16 protein-coding genes are annotated in these 15,809 nt (G+C 63.2%); all 16 read right to left on the bottom strand.

Going from position 1 to position 15,809, the window contains the following annotated elements; genetic code table 11:
* Nucleotides 1-390: 390 nt before the first annotated feature.
* Genes AC1DNF_RS19160 through AC1DNF_RS19085 form a run of 16 tightly spaced genes read right to left on the bottom strand, consistent with a single transcriptional unit; the run spans nucleotide 391 to nucleotide 15,808 of the window.
* Nucleotides 391-834, bottom strand: coding sequence for a DUF1178 family protein (locus AC1DNF_RS19160; protein WP_478150193.1), 444 nt, complete (start codon nucleotides 832-834; stop codon nucleotides 391-393).
* A 10-nt stretch (nucleotides 835-844) separates the two neighbouring features.
* Nucleotides 845-1,435, bottom strand: a complete 591-nt coding sequence (locus AC1DNF_RS19155) for an NUDIX domain-containing protein (protein ID WP_478150192.1) — start codon at nucleotides 1,433-1,435, stop codon at nucleotides 845-847.
* 6 nt (nucleotides 1,436-1,441) lie between these two features.
* On the bottom strand, nucleotides 1,442-1,747 hold the full coding sequence (locus AC1DNF_RS19150) for a DUF2818 family protein (RefSeq protein WP_478150191.1): 306 nt from the start codon (nucleotides 1,745-1,747) through the stop codon (nucleotides 1,442-1,444).
* Nucleotides 1,748-1,756: 9 nt separating this feature from the next.
* Nucleotides 1,757-3,244: an NADH-quinone oxidoreductase subunit NuoN gene (gene nuoN, locus AC1DNF_RS19145; RefSeq protein ID WP_478150190.1), complete on the bottom strand. Its 1,488-nt coding sequence runs from the start codon at nucleotides 3,242-3,244 to the stop codon at nucleotides 1,757-1,759.
* A 1-nt stretch (nucleotide 3,245) separates the two neighbouring features.
* Nucleotides 3,246-4,721 carry an NADH-quinone oxidoreductase subunit M gene (locus tag AC1DNF_RS19140; RefSeq protein ID WP_478150189.1) on the bottom strand — a complete coding sequence of 492 codons (1,476 nt, stop codon included), beginning with the start codon at nucleotides 4,719-4,721 and terminating at the stop codon, nucleotides 3,246-3,248.
* Between the two features lie 25 nt (nucleotides 4,722-4,746).
* A complete protein-coding gene (gene nuoL / locus AC1DNF_RS19135; RefSeq protein WP_478150188.1) occupies nucleotides 4,747-6,780 on the bottom strand; it encodes an NADH-quinone oxidoreductase subunit L in 2,034 nt (677 codons plus the stop codon).
* Nucleotides 6,781-6,787: 7 nt separating this feature from the next.
* The gene (nuoK, locus tag AC1DNF_RS19130) at nucleotides 6,788-7,096 is read right to left on the bottom strand and encodes an NADH-quinone oxidoreductase subunit NuoK (protein ID WP_478150187.1); all 309 of its coding nucleotides are present in this window, start codon (nucleotides 7,094-7,096) and stop codon (nucleotides 6,788-6,790) included.
* A complete protein-coding gene (locus tag AC1DNF_RS19125; RefSeq protein ID WP_478150186.1) occupies nucleotides 7,093-7,740 on the bottom strand; it encodes an NADH-quinone oxidoreductase subunit J in 648 nt (215 codons plus the stop codon). Before AC1DNF_RS19125 ends, nuoK begins: the two co-directional genes overlap by 4 nt.
* 32 nt (nucleotides 7,741-7,772) lie before the next feature.
* On the bottom strand, nucleotides 7,773-8,315 hold the full coding sequence (gene nuoI, locus AC1DNF_RS19120) for an NADH-quinone oxidoreductase subunit NuoI (RefSeq protein ID WP_478150185.1): 543 nt from the start codon (nucleotides 8,313-8,315) through the stop codon (nucleotides 7,773-7,775).
* Nucleotides 8,316-8,326: 11 nt separating this feature from the next.
* Nucleotides 8,327-9,403: an NADH-quinone oxidoreductase subunit NuoH gene (gene nuoH, locus AC1DNF_RS19115; protein ID WP_478150184.1), complete on the bottom strand. Its 1,077-nt coding sequence runs from the start codon at nucleotides 9,401-9,403 to the stop codon at nucleotides 8,327-8,329.
* Nucleotides 9,400-11,550, bottom strand: coding sequence for an NADH-quinone oxidoreductase subunit NuoG (gene nuoG, locus AC1DNF_RS19110; protein ID WP_478150183.1), 2,151 nt, complete (start codon nucleotides 11,548-11,550; stop codon nucleotides 9,400-9,402). Before nuoG ends, nuoH begins: the two co-directional genes overlap by 4 nt.
* 15 nt (nucleotides 11,551-11,565) lie before the next feature.
* Nucleotides 11,566-12,906 carry an NADH-quinone oxidoreductase subunit NuoF gene (gene nuoF, locus AC1DNF_RS19105; protein WP_478150182.1) on the bottom strand — a complete coding sequence of 447 codons (1,341 nt, stop codon included), beginning with the start codon at nucleotides 12,904-12,906 and terminating at the stop codon, nucleotides 11,566-11,568.
* The gene (locus AC1DNF_RS19100) at nucleotides 12,906-13,445 is read right to left on the bottom strand and encodes an NADH-quinone oxidoreductase subunit NuoE family protein (RefSeq protein ID WP_478150181.1); all 540 of its coding nucleotides are present in this window, start codon (nucleotides 13,443-13,445) and stop codon (nucleotides 12,906-12,908) included. The genes nuoF and AC1DNF_RS19100 overlap by 1 nt, the downstream gene beginning before the upstream one ends.
* A gap of 8 nt (nucleotides 13,446-13,453) precedes the next feature.
* Nucleotides 13,454-14,707 carry an NADH-quinone oxidoreductase subunit D gene (locus AC1DNF_RS19095; protein ID WP_478150180.1) on the bottom strand — a complete coding sequence of 418 codons (1,254 nt, stop codon included), beginning with the start codon at nucleotides 14,705-14,707 and terminating at the stop codon, nucleotides 13,454-13,456.
* Nucleotides 14,707-15,315, bottom strand: a complete 609-nt coding sequence (locus AC1DNF_RS19090; protein WP_478150179.1) for an NADH-quinone oxidoreductase subunit C — start codon at nucleotides 15,313-15,315, stop codon at nucleotides 14,707-14,709. The genes AC1DNF_RS19095 and AC1DNF_RS19090 overlap by 1 nt, the downstream gene beginning before the upstream one ends.
* A gap of 13 nt (nucleotides 15,316-15,328) precedes the next feature.
* Entirely contained in the window at nucleotides 15,329-15,808 is a 480-nt protein-coding gene (locus AC1DNF_RS19085) for a NuoB/complex I 20 kDa subunit family protein (RefSeq protein WP_012748606.1), read from the bottom strand.
* Nucleotide 15,809 lies beyond the last annotated feature (1 nt).

Below are 15,809 nucleotides of genomic sequence, written 5' to 3'. Positions count from 1 at the left end.
GACCTTGCCGTCCTCGCGGTAGCTGCGGCGCAGCAGGTGGGTGCGATAGACCTGGTCCTTGTAGGTGCGCGTCGTAGTGACGACGTGAGCGGTGCCGGTACGAGCTGCCATGAAGAGAAATATAGTCGAACGATGTGAATCATTCAAGTCATTTTAGTGACTACATGTATCACCCGAAAAAATCCTCCGCAGAGGAGGATTCATCAGCGGCGACAAGTACTTGCCGTCGGTGGAGTGACTACAGAGAGCAGGGAACTTGCGCTTAGGAGCGCGGCACTCTGGCGCATCAAGCCGGAAACAGCGCGAAACCGGCTGCGCCGGGCCGCTGGTGTAGCCCCCTGCAAGGAGGTGGGCGGCCACACGAAGTGGGCAAGCCTGGGGGTGCGCCAGCTACTGAAGCGTTTCCTTGAGAGCCGGCGGAAGCGGCAGCGAAAAAACCGCGATGCCCTCCTCCCGCAGGGTCTCCGTCTGCTCGCGAGTGGCCTGGCCGCGGATGCCACGTTCCTCGGCTTCGCCGTAGTGCATCTTGCGCGCCTCGTCTACGAAGCGCTCGCCAACATCTTCGGTCTGAGCCAGCACTTCCCGCACCGCGCGCATCCAGCGCGCCTCGGGCGAGTTTTCGGCGGCGGGCGTGCTCGGCGCCACGGCTTCAGACGGCGGCCTCGGGCTGCCCAGATTCAGGCGCGGGGCCGCCAGGAGCTTGGTGATCTTCGTGTCGCCGCACAGGGGACACTCCACCAAGCCGCCCGCCAGTTGGGTTTCGAATGCTTCATGCGACGCGAACCAGCCTTCGAATCCGTGGCCGTGCGCGCATTGGAGGTTGAGGACCTTCATGCACGGATTATCAAGCCGCGCCGGAAAAGCTGTGCGTTTGCCAATCGAGGGTCCATGCGCCCGACAGCACGTTCTGCAGCCACAGCGTGCAGGTCAGGGTCTTGGCGTCCGACACGGTCCCGTTGCGGCACCAGTCGATCAGCTCCTCGGGCGTCGCCGTGAACACATCGAGAAACTCGCCGTGATCGAGCTGACGCGCCCCGAGCGAAAGCCCGCGCGCGAAGTAGACGTGGATGATCTCGGTGGAATAGGCCACTGCCAGATGCATCGCGCCGGCATGCGCCCACTCCCGCGCGGAATAGCCGGTTTCCTCGAGCAGTTCGCGCTGGCCGCAAAGAAGCGGATCTTCGCCGGCGTCGAGCTTGCCGGCCGGAAACTCGGTCATCACTCGCGCCACCGGGTAGCGGTACTGGCGCTCCAGCACCACGCGGCCGTCGTCCAGCAGGGGCACCACGACGACGGCACCGGGATGAATCACGTACTCGCGGGTCGCGGTCTGGCCATCGGGCAGGCGCACGGTGTCGCGCATGGCGCGCAGGAAATTGCCTTGCAGCAGCAATTCGCTGGCGGTGCCTTCCTCCCTCAGATGCGCATCATCCATATCAAGCTACTTTCGATGTTTCAGCAGGTAGCGCCAGGTGAAGCCCGGGAACGCGAAGACGATGAAGGTCGCTCCAGTGACGGCATAGAACTCCCACCCCTGCGGCGCGGTCTGGCCGACGCGGCTCTCGAAGAGCAAGCCGACTCCACCGGCCAGGAAATAGAGGATCACGAGTTCTACCACCCGGATCGCCAGCGATTTGACGCCAGCGGACAGCGGTACGACGCCCAGCAGCCGCTCATTGACGAACGGCAGATTGGCCGCCAGGACCGCCACCAGCAACACGACCCAGACCGATGCGCTCTGCGACACGGGACAGGATCAGGTGGCCAGCGTGGCCACGATCGCCTTCGCGCAGAGCGTCATGAGGCCACCGGGCAGGATGCCGAGGATCAGGATCAGCGCGCCGTTGAGCGTGAGGACGGTGCGCACATCGCGCGGTGCCGACACGGTCGTCGCCGTGAGGGGCACATCGAAGTACATGACCTTGACCACGCGCAGGTAGTAGAAGGCACCGATCAGCGACATCACGACCGCATAGACGGCAAGACCGATATACAGGCCCTGCCCCGACGCGATCAGTGCCTGCAGCACTGCCAGCTTCGCATAGAAGCCGACCAGCGGCGGCACGCCCGCGAGCGAGAACATCGCGACCGCCATCACGCCGGCATAGAGCGGGCTGCGCTGGTTGAGGCCGGCGAGATCGGTGATCTCTTCGCTCTCGAAGCCCTCGCGTGCCAGCAGCAGGATGATGCCGAAGCTCGCCAGCGTGGTCAGCACGTAGGTCACGATGTAGAACATCGACGCGCTGTAGGCGAACTCCGCGTTGTAGGTATTGCCGTTGACCACGCCCGCCACCAGGCCCAGCAGCATGAAGCCCATTTGCGCGATGGTGGAATAGGCCAGCATGCGCTTGAGGTTGGTCTGCGCGATGGCGGCGAGGTTGCCGACCAGGAGCGAGGCGATGGCCAGCAAGGCCAGCATCTGCTGCCAATCGATGGCCAGGGGCAGCAGGCCTTCCACCAGCAGGCGGATGATGATGGCGAAGGCCGCGAGCTCGGGCGCCGCACCGATCATCAGAGTGACGGAGGTCGGCGCTCCCTGGTAGACGTCGGGCACCCACATGTGGAAGGGCGCCGCGCCCACCTTGAACGCCAGGCCGGCAACGATGAAAACGAGACCGAACACCAGCACCTGATGGTTGACGTTGCGGCTCGCGATGGCCTTGAACACCTCATTGGTGTCGAGCGAACCGGTCGCGCCGTACATCATGGACAGGCCGTAGAGCAGGAAGCCGCTGGCCATCGCGCCCAGCACGAAGTACTTCATCGCCGCCTCGCTCGCCACGGCGTTGTCGCGGCGCAGCGCGACCAGCGCGTAGCTCGACAGCGTGAGCAGTTCCAGGCCGAGATAGATCAGCAGGAAGTTGCTGCCGGAGATCATCACGAACATCCCCAGCAGGGAGAACATGCTCATGGTGAACATCTCGCCGCCGCGCAGCATGTCGCGGTCGGCCGAGTAGGGCCGGCCGTAGACCAGCGTGACCATCAGTGCCACAGTCGCGAAGCACTTGAGCCAGTTGCCCATCGGGTCGCTCACGACCATGCCGCCGAAGCCGTAGACGGTGAGGCCCGCCGAGGCCTGAAGCCCGGCCAGCACGGCCACCGCCGCGAGCGTCAGCAGGGTCAGCACGTAGGTGCGCGTACGACGAGCACCGGTGGTGGACAGATCGACCAGCGCGATGATGCAGGCCATGACCAGCAGCACCATCTCGGGGTAGATCGTCATCCAGTTGAGCTTTTCAATCATTTCAAGGTACCTTGGAGATCGCCACGTGGCGCAGCAGCTCGGCCACGGAGGCATCCATCACGTCGGTGAAGGGCTTGGGGTGGATGCCCATCCACAGCACCGCGATGGCAAGCAGCGCGAGCATGAGGAATTCACGGGAACCGATGTCGCTCAATTCCTTGACGTGGTCATTGCCCACGGGCCCCAGGTAGACACGCTTGTACATCCACAGCGTGTAGGCAGCGCCGAAGATCAGCGCGGTAGCGGCGCCGGCGCCGACCCAGAAGTTCGACTTGACCGCGCCCAGGATCACCATCCATTCGCCGACGAAACCCGCCGTGCCCGGCAGGCCGCAGTTGGCCATCGCGAACAGCAGCGCGAAGGCCGCGAACTTGGGCATGGTGTTGACGACACCGCCGTAGTCGGCGATCTGGCGTGAATGCACGCGGTCGTACAGCACGCCGATGCCAAGGAACATGGCGCCCGACACGAAACCGTGCGCAATCATCTGCACGATGCCGCCTGACACGCCGAGGTCATTGAAAATGAAGAATCCCAGCGTGACGAAGCCCATGTGGGCCACGGACGAATAGGCCACGAGCTTCTTCATGTCCTGCTGCACCAGCGCGACCAGGCCGACGTAGATCACGGCGATCAGCGAAAGGCCGATCATGAGCCAGGCCCATTCGTGCGCGGCATCGGGAGCGATGGGGATGGAGAAACGCAGAAAGCCATAGGCCCCGAGCTTCAGCATGATCGCCGCCAGCACGGCGGAGCCGCCGGTGGGCGCCTCGACGTGGACGTCGGGCAACCACGTGTGCACCGGCCACATCGGCACCTTGACGGCAAAGGCCGCGAAGAAGGCGAAGAACAGGAAAGTCTGTGCGCTGGCGGGCAGCGGCAGCTTCTGCCACGTGAGGATGTCGAAGCTGCCACCCGAGGTGTTGTACAGGTAGATCAGCGCGATCAGCATCAGCAACGAGCCGAGCAACGTGTAGATGAAGAACTTGAAGGCTGCGTAGATCTTGTTCGGTCCGCCCCAGATGCCGATGATCAGGTACATCGGGATCAGCGTGGCCTCGAAGAAGGTATAGAACAGCACGCCGTCGAGCGCGCTGAAGGCGCCGATCATCAGGCCCGACAGGATCAGGAAGGCGCCCATGTACTGGTTCACGCGCTCCGTGATCACTTGCCAGGCGGAGATCACCACGATCACCGTGATGAAAGCCGTCAGCAGCACCAGCCACAGCGAGATTCCGTCCACGCCGACGTGGTAATTGATATTGAAGCGCTGGATCCAGCTCGTCTTCTCGACGAACTGCATCGAGGCCGTTCCGATTTCGAAGCGCGTATAGAGCGGCACGGTCGCCAGGAAGCTCGCGATCGAACCGATCAGAGCGACCCAGCGCACACCGTTGGCGCGGTCGTCCCGGCCGAACGCCAGCAGCAACGCGCCGACCACGATCGGCAGCCAGATGGCAAGGCTCAACAAACCCATTTTTCTTTTTCTCCAGCGAGAGCGCTTACCGTTTGAACCAGACGAAGTACGTCATGAGTATGAAGATGCCAAGCAGCATCGCGAAGGCGTAGTGATAGATGTAGCCCGACTGCGCCCACCGCACGACGCCCGCGATGCGGCCGACCAGCCGCCAGGAGCCGTTGACGATGGCGCCATCGATGATGCCCTGGTCGCCGCCCTTCCACAGACCGGTGCCGAGCGCGCGCGTAGCGCGTGCGATGACGTTCTCGTTGAACCAGTCCATGTAGTACTTGTTTTCGAGCAGGCGGTACACGGGGCCGAAGGCGCGCTTGATCGCCGCGGGCACTGCCGGATTGATCATGTACATGTACCAGGAGAGGACCACGCCAGCGAGCGCCAGCCAGAACGGCGCGGCACTGAGGCCGTGCAGGGCCATTGCCACCGGGCCGTGGAAGGCCTCGGCGAGCTCCTTCATGGCGGGATGCCTGCCTTCATCGATGACGATCGCGCCCTTGAAAAAGTCGCCGAACAGCATCGGGTCGATGGTCATGAAACCAATCACGACCGAGGGGATGGCGAGCAGCACCAATGGCAGCCACACCACCCACGGCGACTCGTGCGGCTTGTGGTCGTGCTGGTCGCCATGGCCGTGCGCGTCATGGGCATGATCGTCGTGGTGGGCGTCCGGGTTCAGGTCGTAGCGCTCCTTGCCGTGGAAGACCAGGAAGTACATGCGGAACGAATAGAACGCGGTGACGAACACACCAGCCAGGACCGAGAAGTACGCGAAGCCGGAGCCCCACAGGTGGCTCTCGTGCACCGCCTCGATGATGCTGTCCTTCGAATAGAAGCCGGCGAAGAACGGTGTGCCGATGAGCGCAAGCGAGCCCACCAGCGAGGTGATCCAGGTGATCGGCATGTACTTGCGCACGCCGCCCATCCAGCGAATGTCCTGGTTGTGGTGCATGCCGATGATCACCGAGCCCGCGCCGAGGAACAGCAGCGCCTTGAAGAAGGCGTGGGTCATCAGGTGGAACACGGCGACCGAATAGGCCGACGCGCCCAGCGCGACGGTCATGTAGCCGAGTTGCGAGAGTGTCGAGTACGCGACGACGCGCTTGATGTCGTTCTGGATGATGCCCAGGAAGCCCATGAAGAGCGCGGTAATGGCACCGATCACGAGGATGAAGCTCAGGGCCGTGTCGCTCAGCTCGAACAGCGGCGACATGCGCGCCACCATGAAGATGCCGGCCGTAACCATCGTCGCGGCGTGGATCAGCGCGGAGATCGGCGTCGGGCCTTCCATCGAGTCGGGCAGCCAGACGTGCAGCGGGAACTGGGCGCTCTTGCCCATCGCGCCGATGAAGAGGCAGATGCAGATCACGGTGATCAACATCCACTCGGTGCCAGGGAAGCTCAGCTTCGACAGCGCGTCGGCCTTCGCGAAGGCTTCGGCGTAGTTCAGCGTGCCGGCGTAGGCGGCGATCAGCCCGATGCCGAGGATGAAGCCGAAGTCGCCCACGCGGTTGATCAGGAAGGCCTTCATGTTCGCGAAGATCGCCGTCGGCCTGTTGAACCAGAATCCGATCAGCAGGTACGACACCAGACCCACCGCTTCCCAGCCGAAAAAGAGCTGGAGCATGTTGTTGCTCATTACGAGCATCAGCATCGAGAAGGTGAAGAGCGAGATGTAGGCGAAGAAGCGGTTGTAGCCCTCGTCATCTTCCATGTAGCCGATGGTGTAGATGTGCACCATCAGCGAGACGAAGGTCACCACGCACATCATCATGGCGGTGAGGCCGTCGACCAGGAAGCCGATCTCCATCTTCAGGCCGCCGACCACCATCCACTCGTAGATGGTGGCGTTGAAGCGCGCGCCGTCGGCGACCACGCTCTTGAGCGTCATGGCCGAAATGATGAAGGAGATCAGCACGCCGAGAATGGTCAGCGAATGCGTGACCTTGCGGCCGATGTGATTGCCGGCGAACTTGGTGCCCCACAGGCCGGCCACGACGGCGCCGACCAGGGGGGCCAGCGGGACGGCCAGCAGTGTGGATGCGGAAAGCGTTGCGCTCATACTGGTCTCAGCCTTTGAGCGAGTTGAGTTCGTCGACGTTGATGTTCGACTTGTTGCGGAACAGGAGCACCAGCAGCGCCAGCCCGATCGCCGACTCCGCCGCCGCCACGGTCAGGATGAAGAACACGAAGATCTGGCCGTGCATGTCCCCGAGGTAGTAGGAGAACGCGACGAAGTTCATGTTGACGGCGAGCAGCATCAGCTCGATGCACATCAACAGCACGATCAGGTTCTTGCGGTTCAGAAAGATACCGATGACCGACAGCGCGAAGAGCATCGCGCCCAAGGAAAGGTAATGTCCCAGTGTGAGCGTCATGCCTTGGTCTCCCCTGCGGCCGGTGCTTCTTCAACGACGGGCCGAGCCGCCTGCGTGACCGGCATCTGGACGATGCGCACGCGGTCACGCGCCTTCACGCGCACTTGGTCGGCGGGGTTGACGTACTTGCTGTCCTTGCGGGTGCGCAGCGTCAGCGCGATGGCGGCAACGATGGCGACCAGCAGGATGACAGCAGCGATCTCCAGCGGATAGAGGTATTGCGTGTACAGCAGCTTGCCGAGCTCAAGCGTGTTGGAGGTGCCCGGCCCGGACGCCATCAGGTTCTTGGGCTCGCTGGGGCGGAAGCCGCCCATCAGCACGCCGGCCATCTCGAGCGCTATCAATGCGCCGACGCCAGCGGCAAGGGGAAAATGCCGCCAGAAGCCCTGGCGAAGGCTGTCGACGTTGATGTCCAGCATCATCACCACGAAAAGGAACAGCACCATCACCGCTCCCACGTAGACGAGCACCAGCGCAATGGCAAGGAATTCTGCGCGCAGCAGCAACCAGATGGCTGATGCCTGGAAGAACGCGAGCACCAGATAGAGCGCGGCATACACGGGGTTGCGCGCGGTGATGACGCGGAAGGCCGCGAAAAGCAGCACCGCCGCAAACAGATAGAACAGACCGGTCTTGACGTCCATGGATCGAATTCGTTACGTTGGGCCAGACCGCGTCAGCGGTACTTGGCGTCGGCCGCCTTGTTGGCGGCGATTTCTTTTTCGTAGCGGTCGCCGACAGCGAGCAGCATGTCCTTGGTGAAGTACAAGTCACCGCGCTTCTCGCCGTGGTACTCGAAGATATGCGTCTCGACGATCGAGTCGACGGGGCAGCTTTCTTCGCAGAAGCCGCAGAAGATGCACTTGGTCAGGTCGATGTCGTAGCGGGTGGTGCGGCGAGAGCCGTCATCGCGCACATCCGATTCGATGGTGATCGCGAGCGCGGGGCACACGGCTTCGCAGAGCTTGCACGCGATGCAGCGTTCTTCCCCGTTCTCATAGCGGCGCAAGGCATGAAGGCCGCGGAAACGCGGCGACAGCGGCGTCTTCTCTTCGGGGAACTGCACGGTGATCTTTCGGCTGAACGCGTACTTGCCGGTCAGCGCCAGGCCCTTGAACAACTCGAACAGCATGAAGCTGGAGAGGAAGTCCTTGAGCGAGAACGGCTGCGAGGGCAGTTTCGATGAGCGCGCAAGCGCGCTGGCGGTGTGCGCAGACATGGCGGTTCCTGTTATTTCCAGATGTTGTAGGGGGTCTGCATCCAGGCGCCGACCACCACGAGCCACACGAGCGTGACCGGAATGAAGATCTTCCAGCCCAGACGCATGATCTGGTCATAGCGGAAGCGCGGGAAGGTGGAGCGGACCCAGAGGAACATGGTGACCACGGCGAAGGTCTTGATGCCCAGCCAGATCCAGCCCGGAATGAAGCTGAGGAAGGCGAAAGGTGGCAGCCACCCGCCCAGGAACAGGATGACGGTCAGGATCGACACCAGCCACATGTTGGCGTATTCGGCCAGGAAGAACATGGCAAAGCTCATGCCCGAGTACTCGATCATGTGACCCGCGACGATTTCCGACTCGCCTTCGACCACATCGAAGGGATGGCGGTTGGTCTCGGCAAGGCCGGAGATGAAGTAGACGAAGAAGATCGGCAGCAGCGACAGCCAGTTCCACGAGAGGAACCCGATGCCCATCGATGCGAACTGGCCCTTGCCCTGCCCCGCGACGATGTCGCTCATATTCAGGCTGGCGGACACCATCAGCACCACGACGAAGCAGAAGCCCATCGCGATTTCATAGCTGACCATCTGGGCCGATGCGCGCAGCGCGCCAAGGAAGGCGTACTTCGAATTCGACGCCCAGCCGGCGATGATCACGCCATACACCTCCAGCGAGGTGATGGCCATGACGAACAGCAGGCCGGCATTGATGTTGGCGAGCGCGACATCGGGGCCGAAAGGAATGACCGCCCAGGCCGCCAGGGCCGGCATGATGGTCATGATCGGGCCGAGCAGGAACAGGCTCTTGTTGGCGACTGTGGGAAGGATGATTTCCTTGGTCAGCAGCTTGAGCGCATCGGCGATCGGCTGCAGCAGGCCCAGCGGGCCGATGCGGTTGGGGCCGATGCGGATCTGCGTGAATCCGATGGCCTTGCGCTCCCAGAGCGTGAGGTAGGCGACGGCGCCCATCAACGGGATCACCACGACGATGATCTTGATCAGCGTCCAGATGACGGGCCAGGCCAGGCTGGTCCACCAGCCGGCGGCGACCAGGCCCTGGCCGAAACCATGCAGAGCGTCGATCATGCGAGCACCTCCGTCGCAGCCTGGGCTTGCGCCAGGCGCGCATCGGCGGTGAGTTGCAGCGAGGGCGCGCGACGAACGATCGAATCGAGCTGGTAGATGCTGGCGACGACCGGTCCGGCCGCGGCGCCATTGCCGCCTTCGACTGAAGCCGCGGTGGCGTTGTTCAGCCTGTCCGCCGACACTTGAGCGTTCAGGCCGATATCGGCCAGCACGTCGGCCGCCGATTCGTAGGAGAAGCCCGAAAGACCCAGCAGGTTGGCCAGGACGCGCAAGACCTTCCAGGCCGGACGCGCTTCGCCCTGCGGCTTCACGACGGCGTGGAAGCCCTGCACCCGGCCTTCGGCATTGACGAAGGTGCCCGGCGTTTCGGTGAACGGCGCGATCGGCAGCAGCACGTCGCTGAATTCGAGGTTGGCCTTGAAGGGGCTCAGCGTCACGACCATCTGAGCGTGGGCGAGGGCCTCGACAGCCGCGGCGCCCGCGGCGGAATCGAACACCGGTTCGGTGTTGAGCAGCAAGACGGCCTTGAGCTTGCCGGAGAGCATGTCGAGCGCATTCAGTCCGCCATCCTTCGGGAAGGCGCCGACGATCTGCGCGCCGACGGTGTTGGCAGCCTCGGTGAGGTAGCCGACGCTGGCGCCGGTCTGTGCGCCGATCCAGTTCGCCAGCGCCAGCAATGCGCCGGCCTGTGCGTGATGGGCGGCCGCATTGCCAAGCAGGATCGCCTTGCGTTCGCCGCCGAGCAGCGAGGCCGCCATGGCCTTGGCGGCATCACCCGCTGCGGAGGACCTCGCCACGGGTGCGGAGGCGCCGGTGCTTTCGGCAATCGCGCCGGCGAGTTCGGCCAGCGCCTCCACCCAATCCTGGGCGGGAACACGCGCTGCGTTCGCCACGGGAATGGCCCACGCGTCGGCGTCGGCAAACAGATCCGGCGAGGTGATCGCGCTGAGCACGCCGCCCTTGCGCACCGACTGACGGATGCGCTGGGCGAACAGCGGATGGTCCTTGCGCAGGTTGGTGCCGATGACAAGCACTCGCTGCAGCTGGGATAGCGAAGCGATCGAGGTGCCGAGCCAGCGTGTACCTTCGAAGGCAGCGAACTCGGCGTTGCGCAGACGGTAGTCGATGTTGCCGCTGCCCAGTCCGTTCATCAGCAGTCTGGCCAAGTGCAATTCCTCGAGCGTGCTGTGCGGACTGACCAGCGTGCCGATGCTCTGCGCGCCATGGTCGGCCTTGATCTGCTTGAGGCCGTTGGCCACGTATTCCAGCGCGGTCTGCCAATCGACCTGCTGCCACTGGCCGCCCTGCTTGAGCATGGGCTGCGTGAGACGCTCAGGGCCATTCAGTGCCTCGTACGAGAAACGGTCGCGGTCGGCAATCCAGCACTCGTTCACATCTTCGTTCTCGAGCGGGACCACGCGCATGACGCGGTTGTTCTTGACCTGGACGATCAGGTTGGCGCCGGTCGAATCGTGCGGGCTGACCGACTTGCGGCGCGACAGCTCCCAAGTGCGGGCGCTGTAGCGGAAGGGCTTGCTCGTCAACGCCCCGACCGGGCAGATGTCGATCATGTTGCCGGAGAGTTCGGAATCCACCGAGTCGCCGACGAAGGTTTCGATTTCGGAATGTTCGCCGCGCTGCGTCATGCCGAGTTCCATCACGCCGGCCACTTCCTGGCCGAAGCGGACGCAGCGCGTGCAATGGATGCAGCGGCTCATCTCTTCCATGCTGATGAGCGGGCCGACGTCCTTGTGGAAGACGACGCGCTTCTCTTCTTCATACCGGGAAGAGGAGCCGCCATAGCCGACGGCCAGGTCCTGCAACTGGCACTCGCCGCCCTGGTCGCAGATCGGGCAGTCCAGCGGGTGGTTGATCAGGAGGAACTCCATCACCGACTGCTGCGCCTTGATGGCCTTGTCGCTCTTGGTGCGCACGATCATGCCCTGCGTCACCGGCGTGGCGCAGGCGGGCATGGGCTTCGGCGCCTTTTCGACGTCCACCAGGCACATGCGGCAGTTGGCGGCGATGCTGAGCTTCTTGTGATAGCAGAAGTGCGGGATGTAGGTGCCCGCCTTGTCGGCCGCATGCATGATCATGCTGCCTTCGATGATGTCGACCTTCTTGCCGTCGAGTTCGATTTCAACCATTTGTATTTTTCTCGCTCAGGCCTTGACGGGCGTCTTCGGGACGTAGCCGGGAATCAATGCCTCGAACTCGTGGCGGAAGTGTTTGATCATGGCCCGCACCGGCATCGCGGCTGCATCACCGAGCGCGCAGATGGTGCGGCCCTGGATGTTGTCGGCGACCGAGTTGAGCAGGTCCATGTCGGTGGCCTTGCCATGGCCGTTGTGGATGCGGTCCACCACGCGCCAGAGCCAGCCGGTGCCTTCTCGGCACGGCGTGCACTGGCCGCAGGATTCGTGCATGTAGAAGTACGAGAGACGCTTGAGCGACTCGACCATCGAGCGGCTGTCGTCCATGACGACCACGGCGCCGGAGCCGAGCATCGAGCCCGCCTTGGCGATGGAGTCGTAGTCCATCGTGCAATCCATCATGATGCTGGCCGGCAGCACCGGCGCAGACGAGCCGCCAGGGATCACGGCCTTCAGCTGGCGCCCCTTGCGCACGCCACCGGCGAGCTCGAGCAGCTTCGAGAACGGCGTGCCCATCGGCACTTCATAGTTGCCGGGCAGTTCGACATCACCGCTGACCGAGAATATCTTGGTGCCGCCGTTGTTCGGCTTGCCGCATTCGAGGTATGCGGGACCACCGTTGACGATGATCCACGGCACGGCCGCGAAGGTCTCGGTGTTGTTGATCGTCGTGGGCTTGCCGTACAGGCCGAAGCTCGCCGGGAACGGAGGCTTGAAGCGCGGCTGGCCCTTCTTGCCTTCGAGCGATTCGAGCAGCGCGGTTTCTTCACCGCAGATATACGCGCCGAAACCGTGCGCGGCATGAAGCTGGAAGTTGAAACTGCTGCCCAGGATGCCGTCACCCAGATAGCCCGCCGCGCGCGCTTCTTCCAGCGCCTCTTCGAAGCGGACATAGGTCTGGAAGATCTCGCCGTGGATGTAGTTGTAGCCTACGCTGATGCCCATCGCGTACGCGGCAATGGCCATGCCCTCGATCACGATGTGCGGGTTGTACTGCAACAGGTCGCGATCCTTGCAAGTTCCGGGCTCGCCCTCGTCCGAATTGCAGACCAGGTATTTCTGGCCCGGGAATTGGCGGGGCATGAAGCTCCACTTGAGGCCGGTCGGAAAGCCCGCGCCGCCGCGTCCACGAAGCCCGGAGGCCTTGACCTCGGCGATCACCTGGTCTGGGGTCAGGCCTTCACTCAGGATCTTGCGCAGCGCCTTATAGCCGCCGCGCGCCTCGTAATCGGCCAGACGCCAGTTGGTACCGTCCAGACCCGCATAGATCTGCGGCGTGATGTGACGATCGTGAAAGCAGGTCTGGACGCCGGTCGCCTGGAACTGCGAGAGCACTTGCTCGGGGGACATCATTTACCTTCCTCCGCGGTCGAACTGCGCAGGCCGTCGACCAGCTGGTCGAGCTTTTCGTTGCTCATGAAACTGCACATGGTGAGGTCGTTGACCAGCATCACCGGCGAATCGGCGCAGGCGCCCAGGCATTCGCTCTGTTGCAGCGTGAACATGCCGTCAGGCGTCGTCTCGCCCATCCGGATGCCCAACTTCTTCTCGAGGTGCGCCAACGCCACCGCGCCGTCGCGCAACTGGCACGGCAGGTTGGTGCAGACGTTGAGCTTGTACTTGCCCAGCGGGCGCTGGTTGTACATGTTGTAGAAGGTCGTGACCTCGTGCACCGCGATCGGCGCCATGCCGAGATAGGCCGCGATCTCGCGCTCGCGCTGCAGGCTGACGAATCCCTCGTCCTTCTGCACGATCGCAAGGCAGGCCATCACGGCCGACTGTTTCTGGGCCTCGGGGTACTTGGCGACTTCACGGGCAAAGAGCGCCAGCGTGGCTTGCTTGAGCGGAGCGACGCTGCCTTCAGTGCCATGGGTGGTGTCGGAATTCATTTGCACGCTCACCTGTCAATTTCACCGAACACGATATCCATGGTGCCGATCACCGCGACGGCATCGGCAATCATGTGGCCGCGCGACATCTCGTCAAGCGCGGCCAGATGGGGAAAGCCCGGCGCGCGGATCTTCAGGCGGTACGGCTTGTTCGCACCGTCGCTCACCAGGTAGATGCCAAACTCTCCCTTGGGGTGCTCGACGGCGGCGTACGCCTCGCCTTCGGGCACGTGAAAGCCTTCGGTGAAGAGCTTGAAATGGTGGATCATCTCCTCCATGTTCGCCTTCATCGATTCCCGCGCCGGGGCGGCCACCTTGTGGTTGGCCGTGATGACCGGGCCGGGATTCGCACGCAACCAGGCAGAACACTGCTGGATGATGCGGTTGGCCTGACGCATCTCTTCGACTCGAACGAGGTAGCGGTCGTAGCAGTCGCCCGTCTTGCCGACGGGCACGTCGAATTCCATGCGATCGTAAACGTCGTACGGCTGCTTCTTGCGCAGGTCCCATTCGACGCCGGAGCCACGCAGCATCGGGCCGGTGAAGCCGAGATTCAGGGCGCGCTCGGGCGTGACGACGCCGATGCCCACCGTGCGCTGCTTCCAGATGCGGTTGTCGGTGAGCAACGTCTCGTACTCACCCACCATCTTCGGGAAGCGCTTGCAGAAGTCGTCGATGAAGTCCAGCAACGAGCCTTGGCGGTTCTCGTTGAGTCGCGCGATCGCCTTGGCGTTCTTGATCTTGCTGACCTTGTACTGCGGCATCGCATCGGGCAGATCGCGGTAGACGCCGCCTGGGCGAAAGTAGGCCGCATGCATGCGCGCGCCTGATACGGCCTCGTACATGTCAAACAGGTCTTCCCGCTCGCGGAAGCAGTAGATGAGCATGTTCATCGCACCGCAATCCAGGCCGTGCGCGCCGAGCCACAGGAGGTGGTTCAGCAAACGGGTGATCTCGGCGAACATCACGCGGATGTACTGCGCGCGCTCGGGAACGTCGAGGCCCAGGAGCCGCTCGATCGCGAGGCAATAGGCGTGCTCGTTGCTCATCATCGACACGTAGTCGAGCCGGTCCATGTAGGGCAGCGACTGGATGTACGTGCGCGATTCGGCAAGCTTCTCGGTCGCGCGGTGCAGCAGGCCGATGTGAGGGTCGGCGCGCTGAATGACTTCGCCGTCGAGTTCGAGCACAAGACGAAGCACGCCGTGCGCCGCCGGATGCTGGGGACCGAAGTTCAGCGTGTAGTTCTTGATTTCGGCCATCAGTGGAGTCCGCCGTAGTTGTCTTCGCGGATCACGCGCGGGGTGATCTCGCGCGGCTCGATCGAGATGGGCTGATAGATCACACGCTTCTGTTCCGCGTCATAACGCATCTCGACGTGGCCGGACACCGGGAAGTCCTTGCGGAACGGATGGCCGATGAAGCCGTAGTCGGTCAGGATGCGGCGCAAGTCGTCGTGGCCTTCGAACACGATGCCGTAGAGGTCGAATGCCTCGCGCTCGAACCACCCCGCGGCATTCCAGACGCCAGTCAGGGAATCGACAACCGGGAGGTCTTCATTGGGCGCAAACACCTTCAGGCGCACGCGCTGATTCAAACTGACGGAGAGAAGATGGGTGACCACGCAGAAGCGCTCACCCTCCCACTCGCCCTCGCGGTAATCGGAATAATCCATGCCGCACAGGTCGATCAACTGCTCGAAGCGGCAGCCGGGCGCATCGCGCAACAGCGTGGCGGCTTCGAGGTAGTCGGCAGGCGACACAACCACGGTCACTTCGCCCAGGGCGAGCTTCACGCTCCGCGCCTTCGCGCCAAGCGTTTCGGTGATCTGGGTCTGCAGCGCTTCGGGAGAAATCGCAAAATCGGTCATCGTCTATTGCTCTTCAGGCGCGCGCGATCGTGTTGGTGCGGCGGATCTTCTGCTGGAGTTGAATCACTCCATACAGCAGCGCTTCCGCGGTCGGCGGGCAACCCGGCACATAGACGTCAACCGGCACAATGCGGTCGCATCCACGCACGACCGAATAGCTGTAGTGGTAGTAGCCGCCGCCATTGGCACATGACCCCATCGAGAGCACCCATCGGGGCTCGGGCATCTGGTCGTACACCTTGCGCAGCGCAGGCGCCATCTTGTTGCACAGCGTACCAGCCACGATCATCAGATCGGACTGGCGTGGACTCGGCCGGAACAGCATGCCGAATCGGTCGATGTCATAGCGAGCGGCGCCCGCATGCATCATCTCAACGGCACAGCAAGCCAGACCAAAGGTCATCGGCCACAGTGATCCAGTCTTGGCCCAATTCACCACCGAATCGTAAGTCGTGGTGACGAAGCCTTCCTTCATGACGCCTTCAATGGCCATT

The sequence above is a fragment of the Variovorax sp. 01T432 genome, assembly GCF_056398605.1.
The sequence above is the reverse complement of the archived record's forward strand: the minus strand, read 5'-3'. Positions and strand labels throughout refer to the sequence as shown.